This window comes from Bradyrhizobium sp. IC4059 (genome assembly GCF_020193615.1).
Taxonomy (GTDB): domain Bacteria; phylum Pseudomonadota; class Alphaproteobacteria; order Rhizobiales; family Xanthobacteraceae; genus Bradyrhizobium; species Bradyrhizobium yuanmingense.
On record NZ_JADYVH010000015.1, the window covers coordinates 56,673 to 80,632 of the forward strand.

Below are 23,960 nucleotides of genomic sequence, written 5' to 3' on the forward strand. Positions count from 1 at the left end.
AGCGCTGCGCAGTCGACCGAGACGGCACGGCTCAACTTCAGACAATCGCCACAAAGTTCACCGACACGCTCCTCAAACCTAGCCTTCACCAAGGCCGATATGTCCCAGTATCCACTCGATGTGTTACGTCAGCGCTATGTTGTCGAGAAAAGACGCCTCGAAGCCAGCGTCGAGCAGATCTTGCGGGCCGACACCCGGGCGGGAGCGCGTGCCATCCTGGCTTCAATCGATAAACGCCGCTTCGAAAATAGGTCCGAAGGCCAGCGCCTCCGCAAGATGCTCCGCTTCGAGACCTCGCTCTGGGAAAGCGGCCATCTTGCCGTGGCAGGCGTGGACGAGGCCGGAATGAGCCCTCTCGCCGGGCCGGTCTCCGCCAGCGCCGTGATCCTGAGACCCGGCACGCGGATCATCGGGATCGACGACTCGAAAAAACTCGATGCCGCGTCTCGCGAAGAACTCGCGAAGGAGATCAAGGCAAAGGCAGAGAGTTGGTGTGTGGCGTTCGTGGAGGTCGAGGAGATCGACACGATCAACATCTATTGGGCGGGCGTTCAGGCCATGCAGCGTGCAGTCAAGGGGCTGGGATTGACGCCGCAGCACTTGCTGATCGACGCAAAGCGGTTGAAGGAAATCGACATCCCCCAGCAGGCCATCATCAAAGGCGACGCCAAGTCCGCCAGCATCGCTGCGGCGTCGATCCTGGCGAAAGTCGAGCGCGACACGGTCATGCGGACTCTCGACATTCTTCACCCCGGCTACGGCTTCGCGGATCACAAGGGCTACCCCGTGCCGGCTCACTACGAAGCTCTTGCCAGGCTCGGTGCATGCGCAGCTCACCGTCGGTCGTTCGGACCAGTACGCAAGGCTCTCGGGTTGCCGCCCCTGCCGCCGTGGCCTTCTGCATCCGAGCGCGAAGCCAGCTGACCGGGTCGGACTTCTCTTCTCGGGTTTGCTATTTTCGTGACCAACTCTTTTCGCGAACGACGTCCTTGGCCTTTTTGTCGGACCGCAGGTCGAGATAGACGGGTTGGCGAAGCTCGCCCTTGCTTGTCCATTCCGCGAACTTCACTTCCGCGACCAACGACGGGCGGACCCAGGTCGTGACCCGTTCGTCCTTCACCTTGGCAGGAAATGGCGATCTGGCGGTTTTGAGCCTCACCAGCTTGCCGTGAAGCTCTTCCAGAACTTGGTGGCTGAAACCGGTGCCGACATGGCCAATGTACCGCCATGCATCGTCCTCGCGTACCGCCAGAACGAGGGCGCCGAAGAAAGGCCGGGTTCGCCTCGGCGCCGTGAAGCCGGCGATCACCACCTCCTGCCGCTGCGCGGTCTTCACCTTCAGCCAATCGGCGGTCCGGCGTCCGGACGCGTACGGACTGTCGAAGCGCTTGGCCATGATACCTTCGAGATGTCTGCGCTCGGCTTCTGCGAAGAACTTCGTTCCATTCCCTTTGCGGTGGTTGCTGAATGCGATCAGCTTGTGGCGCGGCAGGACGGCCTTGAGCCGTTTCTTGCGCTCAAGGAGCGGCAGCGCTCGCAGGTCCTCGCCGTCCGCGAACATGAGGTCGAACGCGCAGTACAAGAGCTTGGCCTCATGGCGCAGGGCGTTCTGGAGCAACTGGAAATGGGATGCGCCGTCCTTGCCGATCGCGACGAGCTCGCCATCGATCACGGCATCCGTCTTCACGCCCTCGAGTGCTTTCGCGACCTCCACATAGGAGTGGCTGATGATCTTCCCGTTGCGGCTATAGAGCGCGACCCGACCACCCCGAACCTCCGCGACCATGCGGAAACCATCGAATTTGTCCTCGAAGACCCAATCGGGATCGTCGAACGGCGCATCCGTCAGCGTGGCCAGCATGGGCTGCAGACGAAGAGGCAGGGTCGATTTTGGGGCCATGGTTAGGGCCTTCTACATGGCCGGCAGCGGCCGAAACGAGGAGGACGGAAGGCGAACCCGCGCGCCATCACCAGCCACGACCGGCCCGCCGGCCCGTACCACGCCAAGCACTCCGGATTTGAACGGAGGGCCGGTTTCCGCCGACGAGAGCACCTGCCGCTTGAGGCCGGCTCGGAAGCGGTCGATGAGGACGCAGGGCGTCCGGAGACCCGTCAGCTCGACGACCGCCGATGGCCCGAGCTCGATCAAGGTCCCGAGCGGCAACCGCTCGAGGTCCAGCCCTGCGATGGTGACGTTCTCGCCGAGGTCGCCCGCGCCAACCTCGAAGCCAGCTTCGAGGAGAGACGGGAAGAGTTCGGATGGGATCAGGTGGACCTGCCGGAGATTGGGCAGGCGGGGCCGGCGGCGTGCCAAATAGCGGTGCCGGACGAACGGGCCGGCGTGGGCGTCGCCTTCGACGCCGTGACCTTCCACCAGGATTATCCGGTCCTGAGTTGGTTTGCTGAAGTGGTGCCCGCGATCGGCGGCGACCGCCACCACGCTTCCCTGCAACGAGAATTCATTGTTCTGCGGCATTAAGCGGCACGCGCGAGCGAGCGCCGCTTCTGACGCATGTAGCGCGTGATCTCTGAGAGCGACATCGCGTTTAGGACCCGGTCGGCAGAGACGCCGCCTTTGCGGGCCATCTGGACGCCCCAGTGCATGTGGTCGAGTTCGGGGATCGAGTGCGCGTCCGGATTGATGCTCAGCATGCAACCAAAGTCGAGGGCCGCTTGGTGCCAGCGCCAATCGAGGTCAAGCCGCCATGGATTGATCTCGACCACGACGTCGTGCTTCGCGGAGCGGGTCCCAGGTTCGAGCCCTGGTGCGCCCACCAAACGATATCAATCGCTTGCAGCGAATGAGCATCAGAACGGGACGTTTGGTTGGACGTTTTCAGCGCCCAACCAAAACAGACACTGCTCATCGACCCCTGCACCACCGAGACCCGGGCATAGACGAGATCTTCGGGCACCAGAGGCAGGATCAAGCAGTTGCTCAACCTCGCAAAATGCGGGTCCAAACGGCTATCGAGATTTGCGGCCGGTCGCGGCGAGCAATTGTCCTGCAAAATGGTGCACGGAGCGCGCCCCTGCGCGTCAGTGTTCGCTTCCGAGAGGCGGTTAACGTCATCGCTGATTCCGCGATCCTCGGGTTACAGGAGCATCGGAGGTGACTCTCGCAGAGCGGAACGAGCAGGACCTGGGAGCGAGATGGCGCTGATGCGTTGGTGGGTGCTGCCGCTCGTGCTTTGCACTGAGCTTGAACTCTATCACTGCGCCGCGAGCCGGCCCACCAGTCGCCAAAGAATGCGATGATCAAGACCAACTGCGTGTCATGGGACGTGACGTTTCGTGTTTTCGTCGCTGCATAGTGCCAAGACACGACTTGGCTTCTTACAAGCACAAGGTCCTCATCAGCATCGATGACCTGCCGAATATCTCGGCGACAGAACTGATCAGCTCCACTTCCTTACCTCTCCCCTGCAGAGTCTCGGTCAGCCAAACGAAGGCGCTGGCGTGCTCAGAGCATCATCGTTATACTGCACTATTCTTCATCATCATGCCGCGCATATTGCGCTGCAGCGGGCCCGTCAGCTCACACCACGCCGAGCACGAGATGGAAGCCAATCGCGAGTTCAGAGGCTCTGATACCCACGGCATTCTGCAGCGGTTTGGGGCCGACATTCGTGCCTCAAGCGAGGGGTTTGGGTGGTCTTCGATTTACGCGTCGATCCAAAGGGAGAATCCCTTCGAGGGCCGGTTCGAAGCGATCGCAGACGACCTCATTGTGTTGCATCGCAGCGGCCCCGTGCAGACGACCTTTGAATCCGGCGGGCACGTCACTTCGCGCAGCATTCCGAGGGGAAGCGCCTTCTTTCTACCGGCGGGTCATGCGTGCAAGGTGGGACTGCATGGGGCGCTGGATACGCTGCATATTTATCTCCGCGCAACCTTAGTTGGACGCGAACGTGTCAATGAGGTCACGCCGCTGCTGGTCGAACGGGACGTGGTTCTACAGCATCTGGCGCACGCGGTTGAGCAGGCGCTTTGCGAGAAAGCCTCGAATTCAGCTCTCTTCATCGATCCGATAGCGCGAGCACTTGCGAACAGGATCTCCACGATCAGCAGAAGTAGCGAACCGTGGCAGGTTCAGACCGCTGGGCTGCCTGAATACCAGCTTCGGCGCCTTCAGGATTTCATAGAATCCAATCTCGAGGGCGAGATCACCCTTGCTGCGATGGCCAGCGCGTGCGGCATTGGCACAAAGTCGTTCGTTCGAGCTTTTGCAGCAACGACTGGCAAATCACCATACCAATATGTGATCGCGGCACGTGTCGAACGGGCCAAGCGCTTGATCGAGCAAAACCAGCAAGGTCTCGCTGAGATAGCACTGCGCTGTGGCTTCTCCCATCAGGAACACTTGACGCGTGCCTTCCGCAGGCTGACGGGCCAAACGCCCGGTCGGTACCGTCGCGGCATCAACTGATAGGGCCGATGCAGAAACGCTCTGATCCACCATCGCCAGCTGCAGCGCTAAATGAGCGTACCGTGCGGCCTTTCGACGGTGGCGAGGTCCATTCCGTGCTGCGACAGTTCGCCGTGAAAAGCCAGGCGTCGAGCGCGGGGCTCGGCTGGGCGACTATGTTCGCATCAGTTCAGCGGGAAGAGCCGTTCAGGGGCCGCTTCGAAGCCAACGCCAACGCCCTGCTGGTGACTGCAGCTAGTGGACCAGTCGATGTTACCTATCGGATCGATGGGCGCGTTGTGGCCAGGCACTTGCAGGAGAAGGGAATCTTCTTCCTGCCGCCGCGCCGCGACTGTGAGGTGACGTTAGATACGCCGTTGAATTCGATCCATGTGTACCTGCGTCCTGAACTGTTTACCGGCTCTGAAGGTCAAGCGCAGAACTCCGATTTCGGCCTCTTGCCTTTGTTGGGTGAGCCGGAGCCCTTAACCCACAATCTCCTGGCCGTGGTGGAGGAAATGGTGCGTGAGGGTGATGCCACGTGTTCCCTCCTGGCCGATTCAATTGCGCTTGCCATAGCCAGTCGATTTGTCGTGCTCAATGGACGGAAGCCGAAAACGTCGGGTGGTGTGGAACGCGGGCTGAGTACGCGGAACGTGCGCTCGATTCGTGATTTCGTCGAAGCCAATATCGCGGAGTGCATCAAGCTGGGCGATTTGGCTGCGATCTGCGGCGTAAGCCCCGAGTATTTCATACGCTTGTTCAAGTCTTCGCTTGGCGTTTCTCCTCACCGCTACGTTGTGGGGGTGCGGATTCATCATGCGAAACTGCTCCTGACCGATCCAAACATTGGCCTCGCGGAAGTCGCAAGGCAATGCGGGTTTGCGCACCAGCAACATTTCACCAACACGTTCCGTCGGATGACTGGCTTGTCGCCGGGCGCTTATCGACGGGCAATGAATTAAGCGCTCCACGATCTGCCTTTCCGATCCGAACGTTGACTCGTTTCCTGGAAACGAAGCCGGCAGTTTGTGTCAGTTTCCTGCAAACCGGTCCGGTTTGTGCAGGCTTAGCCCCCCGGCTTGCCCTACTTTCACCTCACGAAGAGGCGCCAGACGCAATCAAGGCGCAGATGGTAGGGAGAGACGCGCATGGCATTGTTCGATGCCGGGCGAGGGTGCTCGCATATCCGAAATGGCCAGCATTCGCTCGAGGAGCCTTGTACCTCGGGTGATCGTGCTGCGCAGGAAAGTGGGCAGCTGCGATGAAGGACTGGTCCCCCCTCATCGTCGGGATCGGCGGCACGTTGCGCGACGGATCAACCTCGGAGAGGGCGCTCCGACTGGCGTTGACGGAAGCCGCGCGGCTCGGTGCGAAGACGCAGGTCTTCGCCGGGCAATCGTTGAATCTCCCGCACTACGACAGCATTGAACGTACGGAGCGTGCGACGTCGCTGGTCGAAGCACTGCGCGCCGCAGACGGCATCATCATAGCCACCCCAAGCTATCATGGCTCGATCTCCGGCCTGGTCAAGAACGCAATAGACTACACCGAGGATCTCCGCGCCGACGCGCGCAGCTATCTTGGCGGACGCGCTGTCGGCGCCATCGTATGCGCGGGCGGAGCCCAAGCCATGGGAACGACGCTGGGGACCCTGCGGACCATCGTTCACGCGTTGCGCGGTTGGCCTACTCCATTTTCAGCGGTGATCAACACCGCGCAGAGGCCATTTTCCGCAGATGGTGCCTGCAATGATTCGATCATAGCGCAACAGCTTGCATTCGTGGCCGAGCAGGTCGTCGAGTTCGCGACAATGCGGCGGCTGTACGAGAGCCGGCGCAATGGGCTGCCGCCTCAAGGAATATCAGAAGCCGCGCCGGCGCAATGCGCCTAGAACGCGGCCGCAAACAACCATAACGGGAAACAATAGGGAGGGGTCATGAGCAAGAATCGCATCCTTAGTTACGAAAATCTCGTTGTCGTCCTGATGGGATCCGCGTTTGGCTTCGTATTTTTCGACCGTCTTGCGCTGAATTTTCTATCTCCATTTCTGGTGCCTGAGCTCCAACTGAACAACACCCAGCTGGGCGCCCTCTCGGCTGGCCTGGCTCTGACCTGGGCAATCGCCGGCTATGCGGTCGGCACTCTTTCGGACTATTTTCAGAATCGTAAAACGCTCCTGGTCTGCGCGATAGTGATCTTCTCGCTGTGCTCGGTAGGATCCGGTCTCGCTAATTCGTTTCTGACGCTGCTTGCCGCGCGCCTCGTCATGGGATTTGCGGAAGGACCTGTACTTCCGATCGCGCAATCGATCATGGCTGCGGAATCGTCGGAGCACCGTCGCGGCTTCAACATGGGCGTTCTGCAGAATTTCTTCAGCGCGCTGCTAAGTAATTTTGCCGCTCCTCTGCTGCTCGTCGCAATTGCGCAGATTTACGGCTGGAGAAGCGCTTTCTACATTGCGGCAGTGCCAGGCTTCGTGGTGGCCGCCCTGATTGTCGCATTCATCCGTGAACCTTCGTCGGGTGCCACTCCGATCTCGGCTGCGCCAGCGCGCACCACGATCCCGCTTTCGACGATGCTGAAACATCGCAACATCTGGGTTTGCGCGATCGTGAGCTGCCTGATGGTGGCTTGGCTCCTGATTCAGATCACGTTCCTCCCGATCTATTTGGTGCAGGTCCGCGGTCTGTCGCCCAGCGCGATGAGCGTTGCCCTGGCCGCGACCGGTATCGCAACGGCGGCGTCTTCGATCATCGTACCGGCGCTGTCGGATCGATTTGGCCGCCGTCCGATCCTCGTCTTGTCAGGCTTCGTCGGCGTGATTGCCCCGGTGACAACCGTCATGTTCGACGGGCCTTTGCCTTTGATGGTGTTGGTCATGGGTATCGGCTATCTCGCCATTGGCAGCTTCTCGTTGTTCATGGCCACCGTGCCGTCCGAGACAATCCCGCCGACCCATGTTGCTACTGCGCTCGGCTTCATCATGGGGGTTGGCGAGCTCGCGGGCGGCTTCGCGGGCCCGGCCCTTGCCGGGATCGCTTCCGACGTGTTCGGTCCGTCCAGCTCGATGTGGATCGCCGCTACGCTTTGTATCTGTGCAGGCTTGCTTTGCCTGATGCTGGACGAAACTGCGCCGCGGGTGCTCGAGCGCCACAAAAGAATGATTGTGAGTTCGCCGGCATGAATCCCTATCGCCCATCAGCCGCAACCGCGCTCAACGGAAATATCAGGAGATTGAAATGAACGTTCAGGCCATGCGCAAGAGCCTGCCGGCACCGGAACCTCACCTCACTCCGCAGGATCTGATCGATCGCGCAGCCTCGATGAGAACGCTGCTGCGGGAATCGCAAGACGAGACCGACGAGCGGGGACACTTTTCGGACGAGATCCAGCAGAAATTCATCGATGCTGGATTCTATCGGATCCTGCAGCCCAAAATGTTTGGTGGCTACGAGTTCGATTACGAAACATTTTTTCGCGTCATGGTGGAGATATCGCGCGGTCATCCGGCCGCAGGGTGGTGCTTGACGTTGGCCGCTTCTCATGCGCCCGTCATAGCCTCGCACTGGTCGGAAGCTGCACAGATCGAGATCTTCGGTGCATCCGGACATTTCGCGTCACCGCACCGGGCTGCCCCCGGGGGCACGTGCCTGCCGGTCGAGGGCGGCTATATCATCAATGGTGTATGGCCATATTCGTCGGGAATACCGCACAGCACGCACTTCCTTGGCGCAACGTTGCTTCAAACGTCGTTCCCGCCGCGAATCCTGCACTTCGTTGTGCCGCGAGGGCAATACACTATTCTGGGCGATTGGGGTGGGGACCGCACCTTGGGCATGCGCGGCTCCGGCTCGAACAGCGTCAAGATGGACAATGTCTTCGTGCCCGAGCACATGACTGCGTTCTTCGACGCGCTGGGTGTAAAGCAGGACCTCTCCGACGGCACACCCGGAACGCGATTGCATGGCAACCCCATGTATCTCGGCGTTCTCATGGGTCCTTATCACTCGGCCCTGACATCGCCTATCATCGGTGCCGCGCGCGCGGCGATCGACGAATATCGCGACATTCTGTTCTCGCAGAACACATTTGTTCCACCTTTCATCAAGCGTGCCTTCGAGACTGATTTCCAGGTCAATTATGGCCGCGCCATAGCGTTGACTGACGCAGCCGAAGGCGTGCTGCTCCAGGGTTTGCGCAAGCACATGGACTACTGCCAGCGGTGGGCGAAGACGGGTGTGCAAGCCTCCGCGGAAGAAAACTTGCGACTCTGGGGAATGCTGCAGACCGGTGCACGTCTTGCCTGTGAAGCCATCGAACTCTTGTTCCAGACCGCCGGGTCGACCGCGGCGCGGAAGGGCTCAAGGATGCTTCGATACTTTGGCGACGCCCAGATGTATCGAGGACACATGTCCTCCCAATACATGACCTTCGCGAAGTACATTGGTCGCAGCAATCTCGGGCTGCCGACCGGTTTTCTGGATCTCTGAAGAAAGTCGGAGGGGGACGTGACCCAAACTAAAGCAAAACCTGCTCCGTTGGTGCTGGCAGATCAGGGATTCTTCTGGACCGGTCTGGTCCGCCAGCAGACACCGAATGGCACCATCGCCGCGGGCCAGATGTTCGTGCAATATCAGATCCCGGAGCACATCCGGCATCCATATCCCATCGTCATGGTGCATGGTGGTGGGGGGCAGGGAACGGATTTTCTCGGTACTGCCGATGGACGGCCGGGATGGGCCACTTACTTTCTGAAACAGGGTTACGCGGTCTATGTCGTCGACCGCCCGGGGCACGGTCGCTCACCCCTGCATCCGGAGGCTCTGGGTCCCATGACACCTCCGCTGACCTACGAATTTGCCATGACGCTGTTTAGCGCGCCCGGCAAGCAGCCGAACAGCTGGCCAAACGCACAAAAGCATAATCAGTGGCCTGGTTCGGGCGTCGTCGGCGATCCAGCCCTGGACCAATTCATCGCGACCCAAGGTCCGTTCCTCGTGTTCTTGGCACAGACGCAACAGTTGATGCAGCGGGCCGGTGCCGAATTGCTGGATCGTATCGGTCCATCGATCCTGCTCACCCATTCCATGGGAGCGCCCTTCGGCTGGCTCGTGGCAGATAGTCGGCCGAACCTGGTGAAAGGCATTGTCGCGGTCGAGCCAATGGGGCCGCCTTTCGCCCAGTTGCCAATGGGGCTGGGCGACCTCTCTTACGGACTCACTGCGATCCCGATGACGTTCGATCCGCCCATCAAAGGTCCAACTGAACTGCGGCGCGAAATCCGCAAGGCTCAGAAGCCAGGGTTGGCGGACTGCTTCGTTCAGAAAGAGCCGGCGAGGCGTCTTCCCAATCTCGCATCGGTGCCCGTTGCTGTCGTGACATCGGAGGCGTCGGCCTGGTCCATGCACGACCACGGCACCGTCGATTATCTCGTCCAAGCCGGCGTGCGCGCCGTCCATCTGCGGCTCGAAGACCATGGCCTGCGCGGCAACGGCCACCTGATGATGCAAGAAAGGAACAGCGATGACATTGCTGCTTTCCTGGAAAGGTGGATCTCGGAACATGTAGGGTCACGACCAACATAGATTCGATTTTTCGCGCCGCCGCATCTTGTGGTGAAGCCGCGACTGGAAGGTGCGAGTGAGGTGGTCCGATTTGTCAGCAGACCGTTAGCGCAGGAGGAGTGCGAGATGGCGAAAAAGGGATATTGGGTCGGTCACATCAACGTCACGAGCCCGGAGCGCTACAAGGACTACATCGCGGCCAACGCCGCACCATTGAAGAAGTACGGGGCGCGGTTCCTTGTCCGAAGCGGTGCATGCGAAGTGCACGGCGACGCACTTCAAGGGCGTCGCCACGTCGTCATCGAGTTCGAAAGCTACGCAATAGCCAAGGCCTGCTACGACTCACCCGAGTATCAGGCGGCGGCCAAGATTCGCGACGAAGCCAGCACCTCCGAATTCGTCATGATCGAGGGGCACGAGGACTGATAGCGATCCGCGGCGGAAGCTCGGGCTGAACGAGATCGAAGTGAAAGACTGCCGATGAAAGCAACTGCGACCTTGGAGCTGCTGTGGACCCCGTCCGAGGACAAGATCGTCGGGTCTCGCTTGTGGGATTACATGAGGTGGCTTGATGAGCGCCACGGTCGCAAGTTCGAAGACTACGAGGACCTCTGGCGCTGGTCGACGAGCGACTTGAACACCTTCTGGGGATCGATCTGGGACTATTTCGACGTGCGGGCAGACGGTGACCCGACCCCCGTGCTGCAATCGGACGCGATGCCCGGCGCCGATTGGTTTCCGAATACCCGCCTGAACTATGCCGAGCACGTCTTCCGCGCTGCCAGGCCCGAATCGCCTGCGCTCGTCGTGCTCAGTGAAGCGGGCGAGGCCCGGGAGGTTAGTTGGGAAGCTCTGCGGCAACAGACGGCCGCGCTGGCGGCAACATTGCGTCGTCTGGGCGTCAAGCGGGGTGACCGCGTCGCCTCCTACCTACCGAATCGTCCGGAGACGGTCGTTGCGCTTCTGGCATGCGCCAGCATCGGTGCGATCTGGTCCAGCTGCTCTCCCGAGATGGGGCGAACCATGGTGCTCGATCGTTTCGGCCAGATCGAACCGAAAGTTCTGTTTGCCGCCGACAGCTACACCTACAACGGCAAGACCCACGATCGCGCGCCTATCGTCGAGGAGTTGCGCGAAGGGCTTCCGAGCGTCGGGCACATCATTCATGTGCCCGGCCCGCTTGCGGCGGAGCGACCGGTCCGATGGCGCAACCTGATGAGCTGGGGAGATGCCGTCAGCGGCGATGCCGAATTGCAGTTCGATCGCGTGCCGTTCTCGCACCCGCTCTGGATCGTCTATTCGTCGGGAACGACGGGCTTGCCGAAGGGGATAGTCCACGGCCACGGCGGCATCGTCCTGACCCATCTCAAAACCATGTCGCTCCAGCACGACCTGCGTCCCAGCGAACGCCTGATGTTCCTGGCAAGCACAGGATGGATCGTGTGGAACCTGCAGGTCGGCGCGCTGCTGACAGGTGCTTCGATCGTGCTGTACGACGGCAATCCGGCCTGGCCGGACAATCGGGCGATCTGGAAATTGCTGGATGCGTACGGCGTTACGCATTTCGGCTGCGGCGCCGCGTTTCTCACCAACTGCATGAAGGACGGCTTGCGCCCTCGGGAATTCGTCGCGCTGGAGAAGCTGCGGTCGATCAGCTCGACAGGGTCACCGCTGCCAGCCGAGGCCTATCGGTGGGTCTACGACGCGATCAAATCAGATCTTTGGCTTGCGTCGATCAGCGGCGGCACCGACATAGCTTCGGGCTTCGTGAGCTGCAGTCCTGTGCTGCCGGTCCATCCCGGAGAAATCCAATGCCGTGAACTGGGCGTCGCAGCATTCGCCTTCAACGAGGCGGGTGAACCGGTCATCGACGAGGTCGGCGAGCTCGTCATCGTCAAGCCGATGCCGTCGATGCCGGTTTTCTTCTGGAACGATGAGGGCGGCCGACGCTACCGGGAGAGCTACTTCGAACAGTTTCCCGGCCGCTGGCGACAGGGCGACTGGATCCGTTTTTCAGCCGCCGGGACCAGCCAGATCTACGGTCGCTCCGACACCACAATCAACCGGTTCGGCATCCGTATTGGAACCGCGGAGATCTACCGTGTTGTCGAGGACATCGCAGAAATCCGCGACAGTCTGGTTGTCGACCTCGAGTATCTCGGGCGAGAATCCTACATGCCGCTCTTCGTCGTGCTGCAGCCGGGGCTCATGCTCACGGATGAGCTCAAGGCGAGGATCGCCACACAGATCCGCACCTACGGCTCCGCTCGCCACGTGCCGAGCGAGATCTTCCAGGTCGAGGAGATCCCACGCACCCTGACCGGCAAGAAGATGGAGCTTCCGGTGCGCAAGCTGCTGCTTGGCACTTCTGCCGAAAAGGTGGCGAGCCCGGATTCCATGGCGAACCCGGCGAGCTTCGAATACTTCGTCAGGTTCGCGGAGCAGCTGAACCTGCAGCGGGTGTAGGGACGGGAATGGCACTGCCGCCGTGCGCTAGCTCGGTCCACCCCATCGACGCGGATGAACTGAGGAGACGATAATGCTGCATTGCGACATGTAGTTTGTGTCAGTTTTTTGCAACCCGGATCGATTTGTGCAGGCGGCGGTGTGCTGCTTCTCCTAGCTTGGCTTCAACAAACGCTTCGCAAGCGCGACGCGGAATTCTTGGGGGAGACGCGCATGGCATTGTCCAATGCTGGCGAGGCGACCTCGCATTGGCTTGCGACAGCTAGACATCCCCGGGGATGGCCTGGGCTGTTCGATGAGGGCGGTCGCTGATGATGATCGAGAGGTTCTCTGTCAAGGGATATGGCGCGATTGTCACGGGCGGCGCCAGTGGCATCGGTCTCGCTTTTGTCGAAGCACTGGCCGATAGCGGTGCACGGGTGGCGATCCTTGATGTGGACTCGATCTCCCTGGGCAAACAGGTGGACCGGCTCTCCGCGAGAGGTTTGGACGTTCGAGGTGACAAGCTTGATGTGACTGATCGCAAGGCAGTCGATCAGGTCTTCGCAGAAGTCGCAGCAGAATACGGACGCCTCGACGTCGTTTTTGCCAACGCGGGCATCGACCCCGGAATTGGCTTTTCCAATCCGGACGGCAGCCCGTCCGAGGCAGGTGCTATCGAAAACTACGAGGACGAGCGGTGGAACAGAACGATCGAGATTAATCTCAATGGCATCTTCGCCACCATTCGCGCTGCTGCGCGCCATATGAAACGAGGCGGAGGAGGCGGGAGCATCGTGGTCACAACGTCGATCGCCGCCTACTTGAATGAGGGGATGATAGGGGCGGCCTACATGGCCGCGAAAGGCGGGAGCAGCACATCTGGCGCGCAACGCTGCTCTCGAACTGGCCCCACACAAAATCCGCGTGAACGCAGTCGCGCCCGGGTTCATCGTCACGAACATAGGAGGTGGGTGGCTAAAGCAACCCGAGGTCCAGAATTCAATAGGAGCCACGGTCCCGATCGGCCGCATTGGAGACGCTGACGACCTGAAGGGATTAGCTCTTTTCCTAGCGTCCCCCGCGTCGAGCTACATTACCGGTGCGCAAATTCCGATTGATGGCGGTGTGAGTCTTGGAAAGAGGTCCGCTTGAATCGGCGGCGAATGCTGTCCTGGTGCGGCCCGAGACGCTGGTGGCATGGCGCATGCGTGGAGCGACGCCAAAAGGCATCGCTCATGCTCGAGAAGGCGCGATGACGTCGAGGGGCGTGCGCAAGGATCAGGAGCACCATCAAATGAAAGATATCGAAGACAAGGTCGCGTTCATCACGGGAGGCGCGAGTGGGATCGGGTTCGGAGTGGCCCGCGCGTTCCTGCGACATGGGGTGAAGGTCGTTATCGCGGACGTCCGTCAATCGCATCTCGATGCGGCGGCTTCCGCCCTCGATCGCTCCAACAAGAACTACCATCTGATCCGTCTGGACGTTACCGACCGCGAGTCAATGGCACGGGCCGCGACGGAGACCGAGAAGGTATTCGGCAAGGTCCACATACTCTGCAACAATGCAGGGGTATCGAGCATGGTGGCTATGGAAGACGCGAGCTTCGCGGATTGGGATTTTGTGATGAACATCAACGTCGGGGGCGTCGTCAACGGCGTCGCGACGTTCGTTCCACGGATTCGAGCGCATGGAGAAGGGGGTCACATCGTCAACACCTCCTCGATGGCCGGCATCCTCGCTCTTCCAAATCCCGGCGGTATCTACTCGACATCCAAATTCGCGGTGCGCGGCCTGACGGAGTCGTTGCGAATGGCGCTCGGACCGCACAACATCGGCGTTTCGCTGCTTTGTCCCGGCCTGGTTCGCAGCAATCTCGTCGACACGACGCTTCACCTCAACACGTCCGGTTCTGCTCAACCGGCGGGCGGCCCGTTCGCGGCCGGCGCTTCGCCGTTGGAAGCCGGAATGGATCCTCTCGCCGTAGGCGAAAGAGTGGTCGAAGGAATCGTCGGCAACGAGCCATACATTCTTCCGCACGGCGAATTCAAAGACGAAGTCGCAGAATCGTTCGCAGAGATACTTCAGTCGTTCCCCACCGATCGAGATATCGATCCGAAACGGCAACAGTTCGAAGCGATGCGCCGGCAAGCGACGACGGAGGCCAAGCGCTTGGCTGCAAGCATTGGTTAGAACTTCGGTCTGGCGATCGAGGAGGACGCCGATCTCCGTTGGATGCCCGCACGCAGCCGAGTAAGTTCGAAAGACGTCGCAACAAACGGGGGAAGCAATCCTCCGGACAAACAGCCGCTCTCAGCGCGGCCTATCAGGGAGGTGTCGATGCGAAGCGCAATCGCAGCTGCAGGGCTGTACGTGGTCTGGTCCGTTCTCGCTGCGCCAGCCGTAGCCGAAGACCAGCCAGGTATCACCGCCACCGAGATCCGCATCGGACAGACCATGCCCTATAGCGGTCCAGTGTCCGCCTTCGGCATCCTCGGCAAGGGGGAGGTTGCATACTTCAAGATGGTCAACGACCGCGGCGGCGTCAACGGCCGCAAGGTCAACCTGCTCTCGCTCGACGACAGCTACGTGCCCCCCAAGACCGTAGAGCAGACGCGCCGGCTCATCGAGAGCGACGAGGTTTCGTTCATCTTCTCGACCATGGGGACCGCGCACAACACGGCGATCGCCAAATATCTGCAGGGCAGAAAGGTACCCCAGCTGTTCGTCGCCACGGGCGCCTCGAAGTTCGGCGACCCGGCGCAGTTTCCCCTGGCGCTGATGGGCGTGATGGCGCCGTTCCGGAACGAGGCCCGCCTGTATGCGCGCTATGTCCTGCAAAAGAAACCCGACGCGACGTTCGCGGTGCTGGCGCAGAACGACGATTTCGGACGCGACTACCTCGCCGGGCTCAAGGATGTGCTCGGCAGTCGCTACGAGACGGCAGTCACGGCGGCGGCCTACGAGACGACTGAGCCGACGATCGATTCCCAGATCGTGAAGCTCAAATCGACCGGTGCGGATGCGCTCGTGATCGCCGCGGCCCCGAAATTCGCTGCGCAGGCGATCCGCAAGACTTACGAGATCAACTGGCGTCCGATGATGTTCCTGACCAATGTGTCGGTATGGATGTCCTCGGTGATGGAGCCGGCCGGGCTCGACGCCGGTACGGGCATCATCTCGAGCGCCTATGTCAAGGATCCGCTCGATCCGGCATGGGCGGACGACCCCGGCGTGAAGGGGTGGCGCGACTTCATGGCCAAATACGTGCCTGACGGCGACATCCGCGATGCCAACTACGTCAACAGTTACAACAACGGCATGGCGCTGGAGCACGTGCTCAAGGCGGCGGGCAACGACCTCAGTCGCGAGAACATCCTGCGGCAGGCGCTGTCGATCAAAGACTTGGAGTTGCCGATGCTACTGCCCGGTATCAAGGTCAATACCGGCGAAAGTGACCATCTGCCAGTCGAGCAGCTGCAGTTCATGCGCTTCACCGGCAAGCAATGGGAGCGGTTCGGCGAGGTGCTCTCGACCAAGTAGCGCGTCGATCTCGAGCCGCATGCAATGATATCGAGGCAGGTCGGCCCGCGGTTGCTGCCGTTGCACTGCAGCAACGATGGGAGCGAATATATTGAAAATTAGGGGCCGCTGGGTTTTACTCAGCGGCACCAAAGCCTCGAGCCCTTGGTCTGTCGGATGCAGGCGACGTCGAATTTTGGGGTGCAGGAGACGCACGGGATCCTGAACCGCTTCCAGGCCGAATTCCGCGGTTCGAGCGAAGGGCTCGGCTGGTCGTCCGCATTTGCCTCGGTTCAGCGCGAAAGGCCGTTCGAGGGGCACTTCCACGCACTCTCCGACAATCTGATGGTGCTGCATCGGGGCGGCCCGGTCAACATCACCTATGTGATGGACGGCAAGTCGGTTGCCCGGCACATCCCGCGCGGTGGCGTTTTCTTCCTGCCGGCGGGCCATGCATGCAACGTGCTCCTGCGCGCACCGCTGGAATCCACCCATATTTATCTGCGCTCCGACCTTTTCGCCGGCCCTGACGGGTTACCCGGCGTGATCGGCGGCCTCGCGCCGATGCTCGGCGATCAGGACGCTGTGCTGGAGCATCTTGCCTCGGCGATCGGTGATACCATCACCGGTGGTCTGCCGGCCTCGTCGCTCTTCGTCGATCCGATCGCGCAGGCGATCGCCAACCGTTTCGTGGCGATCAATTTCCACAAGCCGAGCGTGGAGGCCGGCAAGCATCCGAACCTGCTTAGTGCTAGGCAGATGGCACGCATTCGCGAATTCGTTGATGCCAATATCGATAGCGATATCCGCCTCGACCAGCTGGCGGAGCTGTGCGGCCGCAGCACCGAGTATTTCGTGCGGCTTTTCAAGGCGACCAGCGGCGTCTCGCCTTATCAATACGTGCTCAATTTGCGCATAGAGCGCGCCAGGGCGCTGCTTGCCGACGAGACCTTAAGTCTGGCCGAGATCGCGCTGGCTTGCGGCTTCTCCCATCAAGAGCATTTCACGCGGATGTTCCGCCGCTTTACTGGCATAACACCCGGACGATACCGACACAGCCACTAGGCTCCGCTGATCGCGGCCGCGGCGGTCGAAGGCCCGATCCGGCCCTGCATTATTTTTCCGGTTTTGTGCAGAATTTCTTCGGTTTCGTGCAGGCCCGCCGCGCCAGCCCGCCCCTAGCTTCCTCCCAACGACATGAGAACGTCGGTTCGCCGGCTTGGGAGGATTGCCATGAGCATCGCGCTGGCCGATGGCGGAGGCGCGTCCGTTGCGACGGCCGGTGATGCCGGGAAGGGCGCGTTTGCCTATTGCTCGCAGCAATATCGCGTCCTGTTCGGTACCGGCACCTCGGCGCGACTCGGCGAGGAGGCAGCGCGCCTCGGCATCAAGCGGGCATTTGTGCTGACCACAAGCGAGCAGCATGATCTGGGGCGACGGCTCGGCGCAGGCCTCGGTGACAGGCTCGCCGGACTGTTTACCGGCGCACGCATGCATACGCCGGTTGAAGTCACCAACGAAGCGCTTCGGATTGTGGAGTCCCGCGACATCGACGGGCTGGTCGCGATCGGCGGCGGCTCGACGGTCGGGCTCGGCAAGGCGCTCTCGCTGCGCACGGGGTTGCCGCATATCGCGATGCCGACCACCTATGCCGGCTCCGAGATGACGCCGATTCTTGGCGAGACCAGCAACGGCATCAAGACCACGCAGCAATCCCAGGATCTGGTGCCTGATACCGTCATCTACGACGTCGATCTCACCGTCAGCCTGCCGCCGCACATCTCCGCCGCCAGCGGTCTGAACGCGATCGCCCACGCCGTCGAGGCGCTTTATGCGCCCGACGCCAATCCTCTGACGTCGCTGATGGCGGAGGATGGCATCGCCGCGCTCGCCCGCGCGCTGCCGCGCATCATGGTGGCGCCCGCCGATCCCGGCGCCCGTCGCGATGCGCTCTATGGCGCCTGGCTGTGTGGCGTCTGCCTCGGCGCGGTCGGCATGTCGCTGCACCACAAGCTCTGCCATGTGCTGGGCGGCATGTTCAACCTGCCGCATGCCGAAACTCACGCGATCGTGCTGCCGCACGCCGCCGCCTACAACGCCGCTGCCGCCCCTGAGGCCATGACTCGCGTCGCGCGGGCGCTGCACAGCGCCAATGCTCCGCAGGGCCTGTTTGACCTTGCCCGGCAGCTCGCGCTGCCGCGCGCGCTTGCCGACATCGGAATGCCCGAGGACGGCATCGCACGCGCCGCGGAGACGGCAGTTCGCAACCCGTATGCCAACCCCAGACCGATTGATCGCGCCCCGATCGAGCAAATGATCGCGGCAGCCTGGCGCGGCGATGCACCCGCGCAGGACTGAACCTCAGGCATCAAGGACAACAGCATGGCCAATTTCAACGAGCATAACCTCACTGACGAGGTGGTTCGCAGCTTCGCCAGCACGCCGAGCAAGCGGCTAAAGTTCCTCATCGAGGAGACGGTGAAATCGCTGCACGATCTGGTGCGCCGCACCGAACTCACCTTCGAGGAGTGGAATCAAGCGATCGAGTTCCTGACCCGCACCGGGCAGACCTGCACGCCGCTGCGCCAGGAGTTCATCCTGCTCTCCGACGTGCTCGGCGTCTCGATGCTTGTCGACGCCGTCAATCACCGCGAGCGCGAGGGCGCGACCGAGACCACGGTGCTCGGCCCGTTCTATGTCGGCGAGCACCGCGTTACGCCGCACGGTGCCAATATTTCCGAGGGTATCGACGGTGAAGTGATGTTCGTGCAGAGCCGCGTCACCGACCTCGCCGGCAAGCCGCTCGCCGGTGCCGAGATCGACGTCTGGCATGCCGACGATGACGGCTTCTACGATTCGCAAAAGGCCGATTATGCGACCCACGGCCCGTCGCTGCGCGCGCGCTTCGTCACCGATGCCGACGGCCGCTTCTCATTCCGCACGATCTTGCCGTGCAGCTATCCGATCCCGACCGACGGCCCGGTCGGCGATCTCATCACCGCCACGCAGCGTCATCCGATGCGCCCCGCACATGTGCACTTCCTGGTCAAGGCCGAAGGCTACGAGCCGCTGATCACCCACGTCTTCCTCGATGGCGACCAATATCTGCGCAGCGACGTGGTGTTCGGCGTCAAGGACGAGCTCATCGCGCGCGTCGAGCCGCGCAACGAAGCAGCGCTGCCGAACGGCGAGCGGGTCTCCGGCCCGTGGCACCTGATGACCTACGACTTCCAGATGAAGCCCGGTGCAGGGCTGGTGCCCCGGCCGATGATGGCCGCGGAATGACGATCGCAACCAACAACACGACGAAGGAGAGGATGATGACCAGCAAACCGATCGAGACCGACGTGCTTGTCGTCGGCAGCGGCCCGGCCGGCGCGACGGCGGCGGCGCTGCTCGGCACGTACGGCGTCAAGCACATCTTGGTGACGAAATATGGCTGGCTGGCCGACACGCCGCGCGCCCACATCACCAACCAGCGTGCGATGGAGGTGCTGCGCGATCTCGGCCTCGAGGACAAGGCGGTGGCGCAGGCGGTGCCGCAGCATCTGATGGCCAACAACGTGTTCTGTGAAAGCCTCGCCGGCGAGGAGTTCGGCCGGCTCTATTCTTGGGGCAATCATCCCTCGCGCAAGGCGGATTACGATCTCGCCAGCCCGACCCGGATCTGCGACCTGCCGCAGAATTTGCTCGAGCCGATCCTGATCGAGGCCGCCGGCCAGCGCGGCACTTCGCTGTGCTTCAACACCGAGTTCCTCGACCTGGTGCAGGATGCCGACGGCGTCACTGCAACGGTGAAGGATCGGCTATCCGGCGAGACCTACGAAATCCGCGCGAAATATCTGATCGGCGCCGATGGCGGCCGCAGCCGGGTTGCCGAGGTGATCGGGCTGCCGATGGAGGGCCAGATGGGCCGCGCCGGCAGCATGAACATCATCGTGCAGGCGGACTTGAGCAAATACGTCGCGCACAGGCCGAGTGTACTCTATTGGGTGCTGCAGCCAGGCGCGCAGATCGGCGGCATCGGCGCCGGCTTGATCCGCATGGTGCGGCCCTGGAGCGAATGGCTGATCATCTGGGGCTACGACATCGAGCAGGGCGAGCGCAAGCTCAGCAATGACGAGGCGATCTCGATCGTGCGCAATCTCGTCGGCGACGAGACGCTGGAGGTCAAGGTTCGCTCGACCTCGACCTGGACCGTGAACGAGATGTATGCCGGCCACTACGCGTCCGGCCGCGTGTTCTGCGTCGGCGATGCCGTGCACCGCCATCCGCCGACCAACGGCCTCGGCTCCAACACCTCGATCCAGGACTCCTATAATTTGTGCTGGAAGCTGAAGCTGGTGCTCGACGGCCATGCGGCGCCGTCGCTGCTCGAGACCTATTCGGCCGAGCGCCAGCCGGTCGGCAAGCAGATCGTGACCCGCGCCAACAAGAGCATCGGCGACTTCCCGCCGATCTTCGAGGCGGTGGGACTTGTCGCTTCGACCGATCCGATTGAGGCGCGCAAGGCGATCGCCGCGCGCAAGGCGCCGACCGCCGAGGGCAAGGCGCGCCGCAAGAAGCTCTATGAGGCCATCGCCAACAAGAGTTACGAGTTCAACTGCCACGGCGTCGAGCTGAACCAGCGCTATAGCTCGACCGCCGTGGTGTCCGACGGCACGCCGATGCCGGCCTTCAGCCGCGATCACGAACTTTATCATCAGGCCACCACTTGGCCCGGCGCGCACTTGCCGCATGTCTGGGTCGAGCATCGGGGCCAGCGCAAATCGACGCTCGATCTGGTCGGCAAGGGCCGTTTCACGCTGCTCACTGGGATCGGGGGCGATGGCTGGAAGGCGGCGGTTGCCGCAGTCGAGAAGGCCTACGGCCTGCCGGTCGATGTCGTCACCATCGGCCCGCAAGGCTGCGATGCGCTCGACATCTATGCCGACTGGTACCGCCAGAGCGAAGTCGACGAGGACGGCTGCGTGCTGGTGCGTCCCGACATGTATGTCGCCTGGCGCGCCAGAGAGGCGGCCGTGAATGCCCCCGACGTGCTGCTCGACGTGTTCGGCCAGATCCTCGGCCGTGGTGCGAAGGAGCAGGCGAAGTCCGTCGCCGCCGCGTGATGCGACGCTGCGCGGATAAATTTCCGGAACGGAATGAACGGCAGCCGGCTTGAAGACCGACTTGCCTGAAGGGAGGGGAAAATGACCAAGGACCTATTGAACATAAAGTCTTTCGATCGCCGCCGTGTGCTGCAGGGCATCGCCGGTGGGCTCACAGCCGCCGGCACGACGAGTTTGTTCGCCCCGGCGGTGCGGGCGGCGAGCAAGCCGATCAAGATCGGCTATGTCTCGCCGAAGAGCGGTCCGCTGGCGGCCTTTGCCGAAGCTGACGATTTCGTGCTCGGCGAGTTCAGGAAGTTCATCAAGGATGGCGTCAAGGTCGGATCGCAGACCTACTCGGTCGAGGTGGTGACAAAAGACAGTCAGTCGAATCCGAACCGCGCCGCCGAGGTCGCCAAGGAGCTGATCACCCGTGACAATGTCGGGCTGATCGTGGTCGGCGCCACGCCCGAAACCAACAATCCGGTGGCGACGCAGTGCGAGCTCGAGCAGGTGCCGTGCATCTCTTCCGTGGCACCGTGGCAGACCAACTTCATCGGCCGGCAGGCCAACCCCGGCGATCCCAAGAGCTGGAAGGCGTTCGAATACACCTTCCATTATTTCTGGGGCCTGGAGGACGTGATCGGCGTCTTCACCAGCATGTGGAGCCAGGTCGCGACCAACAAGTCGGTGGGCGCGCTGTTCCCCAACGATGCCGACGGCAACGCCTGGGGCGACACGACCATCGGCTTCCCGCCCGTGTTGGCCAAGCAGGGTTTCAAGCTCACTGATCCAGGCCGCTTCCAGAACCTCACTGACGATTTCAGCTCGCAGATTGCGGCATTTCGTGGTGCCGATGCCGAGATCGTCACCGGCGTGATCATCCCGCCCGACTTCACCACGTTCTGGAACCAGGCGCGGCAGAAGGGGCTGAAGCCGAAAGTCGTATCGGTCGCCAAGGCGCTGCTGTTCCCGGCGTCGGTGCAGGCGCTCGGCAAGGGCAGCAACAACATCTCGACCGAGGTGTGGTGGACGCCGACGCATCCCTACAAATCGAGTCTCAGCGGCGTCAGCGCCGCCGATTTGGCCAAGGGCTACGAGCAGGCCTCCAGCAAGCAATGGACCCAGCCGATCGGCTTCGTGCATTCGCTGTTCGAGGTCGCGATCGACGCCATCAAGCGCTCTGGCGACCCGGCGGATGGCGCGTCGCTCGCCAAGGCGATCGGCGCCACCAAGCTCGATACGATCGTCGGCCAGGTCGCGTTCGGCTCCAGCGCCGTGCCGCCGTTCGCCGCGAAGAACATCGCCAAAACGCCGCTGGTCGGCGGCCAGTGGCGGCTCAGCGGCGACAAGTACAACATGGTGATCACGGACAACAAGCTGGCGCCGCAGATTCCGCTCGGCGGCGACATGCAGGCGCTGAGCTAGCGCAAGCCAGCTGCTTCATCGAAGGCGGAAGATGCGTAGCGTTGCTGCGCATCTCCTCTCGGCCGAAACCAGATGTGGGCGACCATGCTCGAACTCCATGCCATCTCGAAACGGTTCGGCGCCATCGTCGTTGCAGACGCGATCGACCTGACGCTGTCCTCGGGGGAGGCGCTGGGCGTGATCGGACCGAACGGCGCCGGCAAATCGACCCTGTTCAATCTGATCACCGGGCTATTGCGGCCCGATGCCGGGCGCATCGTTCTCGATGGCGCCGACATCACGGGTCTGTCGCCCGAGGCACGCTGTCGCGCCGGCATCGGGCGCTCGTTCCAGATCCCGCAACCGTTCGACCATCTCTCGGTGTTCGAGAACCTTGCGGTCGCCGCGCTGTTCGGCGGCGGCCTGTCGGAGGCGGAGGCGATCCAGCATTGCGGCCGCATGCTCGATCTGACCGGTCTCGAAGCCAAGGCCAATCGGCTCGCGGGCAGCCTGCCGCTGCTCGATCGCAAGCGGCTCGAACTGGCGCGGGCGCTCGCCACCCGGCCGCGCACGCTGTTGCTCGACGAGATCGCGGGCGGTCTCACCGATGCCGAATGCCACGAACTGGTCGAGACCATCCGCACCATCCATGCCGAAGGCATCGGCATCATCTGGATCGAGCACGTGGTGCATGCGCTGCTCGCGGTGGTGCAGCGGCTGGTCGTCTTGAACTTCGGCAAGGTCGTCGCCCAGGGCGCACCAGTCGAGGTGATGCGCTCGCGCGAGGTCGAGACCATCTATATGGGCGTGCCGGCATGACCGCGCTGCTCGATGTCACGGCGCTCGATGCGTTCTACGGCGACTTCCAGGCGTTGTTCGGCATCGACTTCGAGCTGAACAAGGGCGAGGCGGTCGCAGTGATCGGCGCCAACGGTGCCGGCAAGTCGACCATGCTGAAATCGCTGGCGGGGCTGGTGAAGAACCGTCCCGATGCGATCCGCCTCGGGGGACGGGCGATCGGCGATGCGTCCGCTGCCAGCATCGTCCGGCTCGGCCTCGCGTTGGTGCCGGAGGGCCGCCAGCTGTTTCCCTCGCTCAGCGTCGAGGAGAACCTCTTGATCGGCGCCTATGGCGGCGAACGCAGCGCGCCGTGGGATCTCGCCGCGGTCTACCGCATGTTTCCGGTGCTGAAGGAGCGGCGGCGCGGCGCCGTCACCGCGCTGTCGGGTGGGCAGCAGCAGATGGTGGCGATCGGCCGCGCGCTGATGTCCAACCCACAGATCCTGCTGTGCGACGAGATCAGCCTCGGCCTCGCGCCGATCGTGGTGGAGGACATCTACCGCATGCTGCCGCAGATCCGCTCCGGCGGTACCGCCGTCGTGCTGGTCGAGCAGGACATCGCCCGCGTATTGCGGGCTTCGGATCGCTTCTACTGTTTGCAGGAGGGACGGGTGACGCTGAGCGGACGGCCAGGGGATGTCGACAAGGACACGATCCGCGCGGCCTATTTCGGAGCATGA

General features: G+C 62.2%; 21 protein-coding genes and 2 pseudogenes. 20 read left to right on the forward strand and 3 right to left on the reverse strand.

Translation table 11 applies throughout. The features are described from left to right. The first annotated feature begins 99 nt into the window (after positions 1-99). Entirely contained in the window at positions 100-924 is an 825-nt protein-coding gene (locus I6F12_RS33105) for a ribonuclease HII (RefSeq protein ID WP_225158165.1), read from the forward strand. 28 nt (positions 925-952) lie between these two features. On the opposite strand, the gene ligD is transcribed toward I6F12_RS33105, so the two are convergent. The 3 genes and pseudogenes from ligD to I6F12_RS33120 all read right to left on the reverse strand — a co-directional run. Continuing rightward, complete coding sequence (gene ligD / locus I6F12_RS33110; RefSeq protein WP_225158166.1) at positions 953-1,900, reverse strand: non-homologous end-joining DNA ligase; 948 nt, start codon at positions 1,898-1,900, stop codon at positions 953-955. A 12-nt stretch (positions 1,901-1,912) separates the two neighbouring features. Then, positions 1,913-2,476 carry an MOSC domain-containing protein gene (locus I6F12_RS33115; protein ID WP_225158167.1) on the reverse strand — a complete coding sequence of 188 codons (564 nt, stop codon included), beginning with the start codon at positions 2,474-2,476 and terminating at the stop codon, positions 1,913-1,915. Then, positions 2,476-2,739: pseudogene (locus I6F12_RS33120) on the reverse strand (DNA polymerase/3'-5' exonuclease PolX); the annotation flags it as partial. The pseudogene I6F12_RS33120 and the gene I6F12_RS33115, both read right to left, overlap by 1 nt. 589 nt (positions 2,740-3,328) lie before the next feature. On the opposite strand from I6F12_RS33120, the gene I6F12_RS33125 reads away from it, so the two are divergent. From I6F12_RS33125 to I6F12_RS33210, 19 genes and pseudogenes are all read left to right on the forward strand, one after another. Continuing rightward, entirely contained in the window at positions 3,329-4,429 is a 1,101-nt protein-coding gene (locus I6F12_RS33125; protein ID WP_225158168.1) for an AraC family transcriptional regulator, read from the forward strand. Between the two features lie 62 nt (positions 4,430-4,491). Further along, positions 4,492-5,373 (forward strand): AraC family transcriptional regulator, encoded by an 882-nt coding sequence (locus I6F12_RS37550; RefSeq protein WP_225158169.1) that lies wholly within the window; start codon positions 4,492-4,494, stop codon positions 5,371-5,373. A 299-nt stretch (positions 5,374-5,672) separates the two neighbouring features. Continuing rightward, entirely contained in the window at positions 5,673-6,302 is a 630-nt protein-coding gene (locus I6F12_RS33135) for an NAD(P)H-dependent oxidoreductase (protein ID WP_225158170.1), read from the forward strand. Between the two features lie 45 nt (positions 6,303-6,347). Then, positions 6,348-7,595: an MFS transporter gene (locus I6F12_RS33140; protein WP_225158171.1), complete on the forward strand. Its 1,248-nt coding sequence runs from the start codon at positions 6,348-6,350 to the stop codon at positions 7,593-7,595. A 55-nt stretch (positions 7,596-7,650) separates the two neighbouring features. Further along, positions 7,651-8,901: an acyl-CoA dehydrogenase family protein gene (locus I6F12_RS33145; RefSeq protein ID WP_225114493.1), complete on the forward strand. Its 1,251-nt coding sequence runs from the start codon at positions 7,651-7,653 to the stop codon at positions 8,899-8,901. An 18-nt stretch (positions 8,902-8,919) separates the two neighbouring features. Beyond that, positions 8,920-9,996, forward strand: a complete 1,077-nt coding sequence (locus I6F12_RS33150) for an alpha/beta hydrolase (protein WP_225114492.1) — start codon at positions 8,920-8,922, stop codon at positions 9,994-9,996. Between the two features lie 105 nt (positions 9,997-10,101). Beyond that, positions 10,102-10,401, forward strand: coding sequence for a DUF1330 domain-containing protein (locus tag I6F12_RS33155; RefSeq protein WP_225158172.1), 300 nt, complete (start codon positions 10,102-10,104; stop codon positions 10,399-10,401). Positions 10,402-10,455: 54 nt separating this feature from the next. Then, on the forward strand, positions 10,456-12,441 hold the full coding sequence (locus I6F12_RS33160; protein WP_225158173.1) for an acetoacetate--CoA ligase: 1,986 nt from the start codon (positions 10,456-10,458) through the stop codon (positions 12,439-12,441). Positions 12,442-12,755: 314 nt separating this feature from the next. Continuing rightward, positions 12,756-13,238: pseudogene (locus tag I6F12_RS37230) on the forward strand (SDR family NAD(P)-dependent oxidoreductase); the annotation flags it as partial. Positions 13,239-13,326: 88 nt separating this feature from the next. Next, a complete protein-coding gene (locus I6F12_RS37235) occupies positions 13,327-13,575 on the forward strand; it encodes an SDR family oxidoreductase (protein WP_249787127.1) in 249 nt (82 codons plus the stop codon). Beyond that, positions 13,556-14,614 carry an SDR family NAD(P)-dependent oxidoreductase gene (locus I6F12_RS33170; RefSeq protein ID WP_225158174.1) on the forward strand — a complete coding sequence of 353 codons (1,059 nt, stop codon included), beginning with the start codon at positions 13,556-13,558 and terminating at the stop codon, positions 14,612-14,614. Before I6F12_RS37235 ends, I6F12_RS33170 begins: the two co-directional genes overlap by 20 nt. 147 nt (positions 14,615-14,761) lie before the next feature. Further along, positions 14,762-15,964 carry an ABC transporter substrate-binding protein gene (locus I6F12_RS33175; RefSeq protein WP_225158175.1) on the forward strand — a complete coding sequence of 401 codons (1,203 nt, stop codon included), beginning with the start codon at positions 14,762-14,764 and terminating at the stop codon, positions 15,962-15,964. 324 nt (positions 15,965-16,288) lie between these two features. Beyond that, on the forward strand, positions 16,289-17,008 hold the full coding sequence (locus tag I6F12_RS33180; protein WP_225158176.1) for an AraC family transcriptional regulator: 720 nt from the start codon (positions 16,289-16,291) through the stop codon (positions 17,006-17,008). Positions 17,009-17,176: 168 nt separating this feature from the next. Next, positions 17,177-18,301: a maleylacetate reductase gene (locus I6F12_RS33185; RefSeq protein ID WP_225158177.1), complete on the forward strand. Its 1,125-nt coding sequence runs from the start codon at positions 17,177-17,179 to the stop codon at positions 18,299-18,301. A 24-nt stretch (positions 18,302-18,325) separates the two neighbouring features. Continuing rightward, the gene (locus tag I6F12_RS33190; protein WP_225158178.1) at positions 18,326-19,228 is read left to right on the forward strand and encodes an intradiol ring-cleavage dioxygenase; all 903 of its coding nucleotides are present in this window, start codon (positions 18,326-18,328) and stop codon (positions 19,226-19,228) included. Next, the gene (locus I6F12_RS33195) at positions 19,225-21,054 is read left to right on the forward strand and encodes an FAD-dependent monooxygenase (RefSeq protein WP_225158179.1); all 1,830 of its coding nucleotides are present in this window, start codon (positions 19,225-19,227) and stop codon (positions 21,052-21,054) included. The genes I6F12_RS33190 and I6F12_RS33195 overlap by 4 nt, the downstream gene beginning before the upstream one ends. An 81-nt stretch (positions 21,055-21,135) precedes the next feature. After that, complete coding sequence (locus I6F12_RS33200; protein ID WP_225158180.1) at positions 21,136-22,461, forward strand: ABC transporter substrate-binding protein; 1,326 nt, start codon at positions 21,136-21,138, stop codon at positions 22,459-22,461. Between the two features lie 84 nt (positions 22,462-22,545). Then, positions 22,546-23,259 (forward strand): ABC transporter ATP-binding protein, encoded by a 714-nt coding sequence (locus I6F12_RS33205; protein ID WP_225158181.1) that lies wholly within the window; start codon positions 22,546-22,548, stop codon positions 23,257-23,259. Continuing rightward, complete coding sequence (locus I6F12_RS33210; RefSeq protein WP_225158182.1) at positions 23,256-23,960, forward strand: ABC transporter ATP-binding protein; 705 nt, start codon at positions 23,256-23,258, stop codon at positions 23,958-23,960. Before I6F12_RS33205 ends, I6F12_RS33210 begins: the two co-directional genes overlap by 4 nt.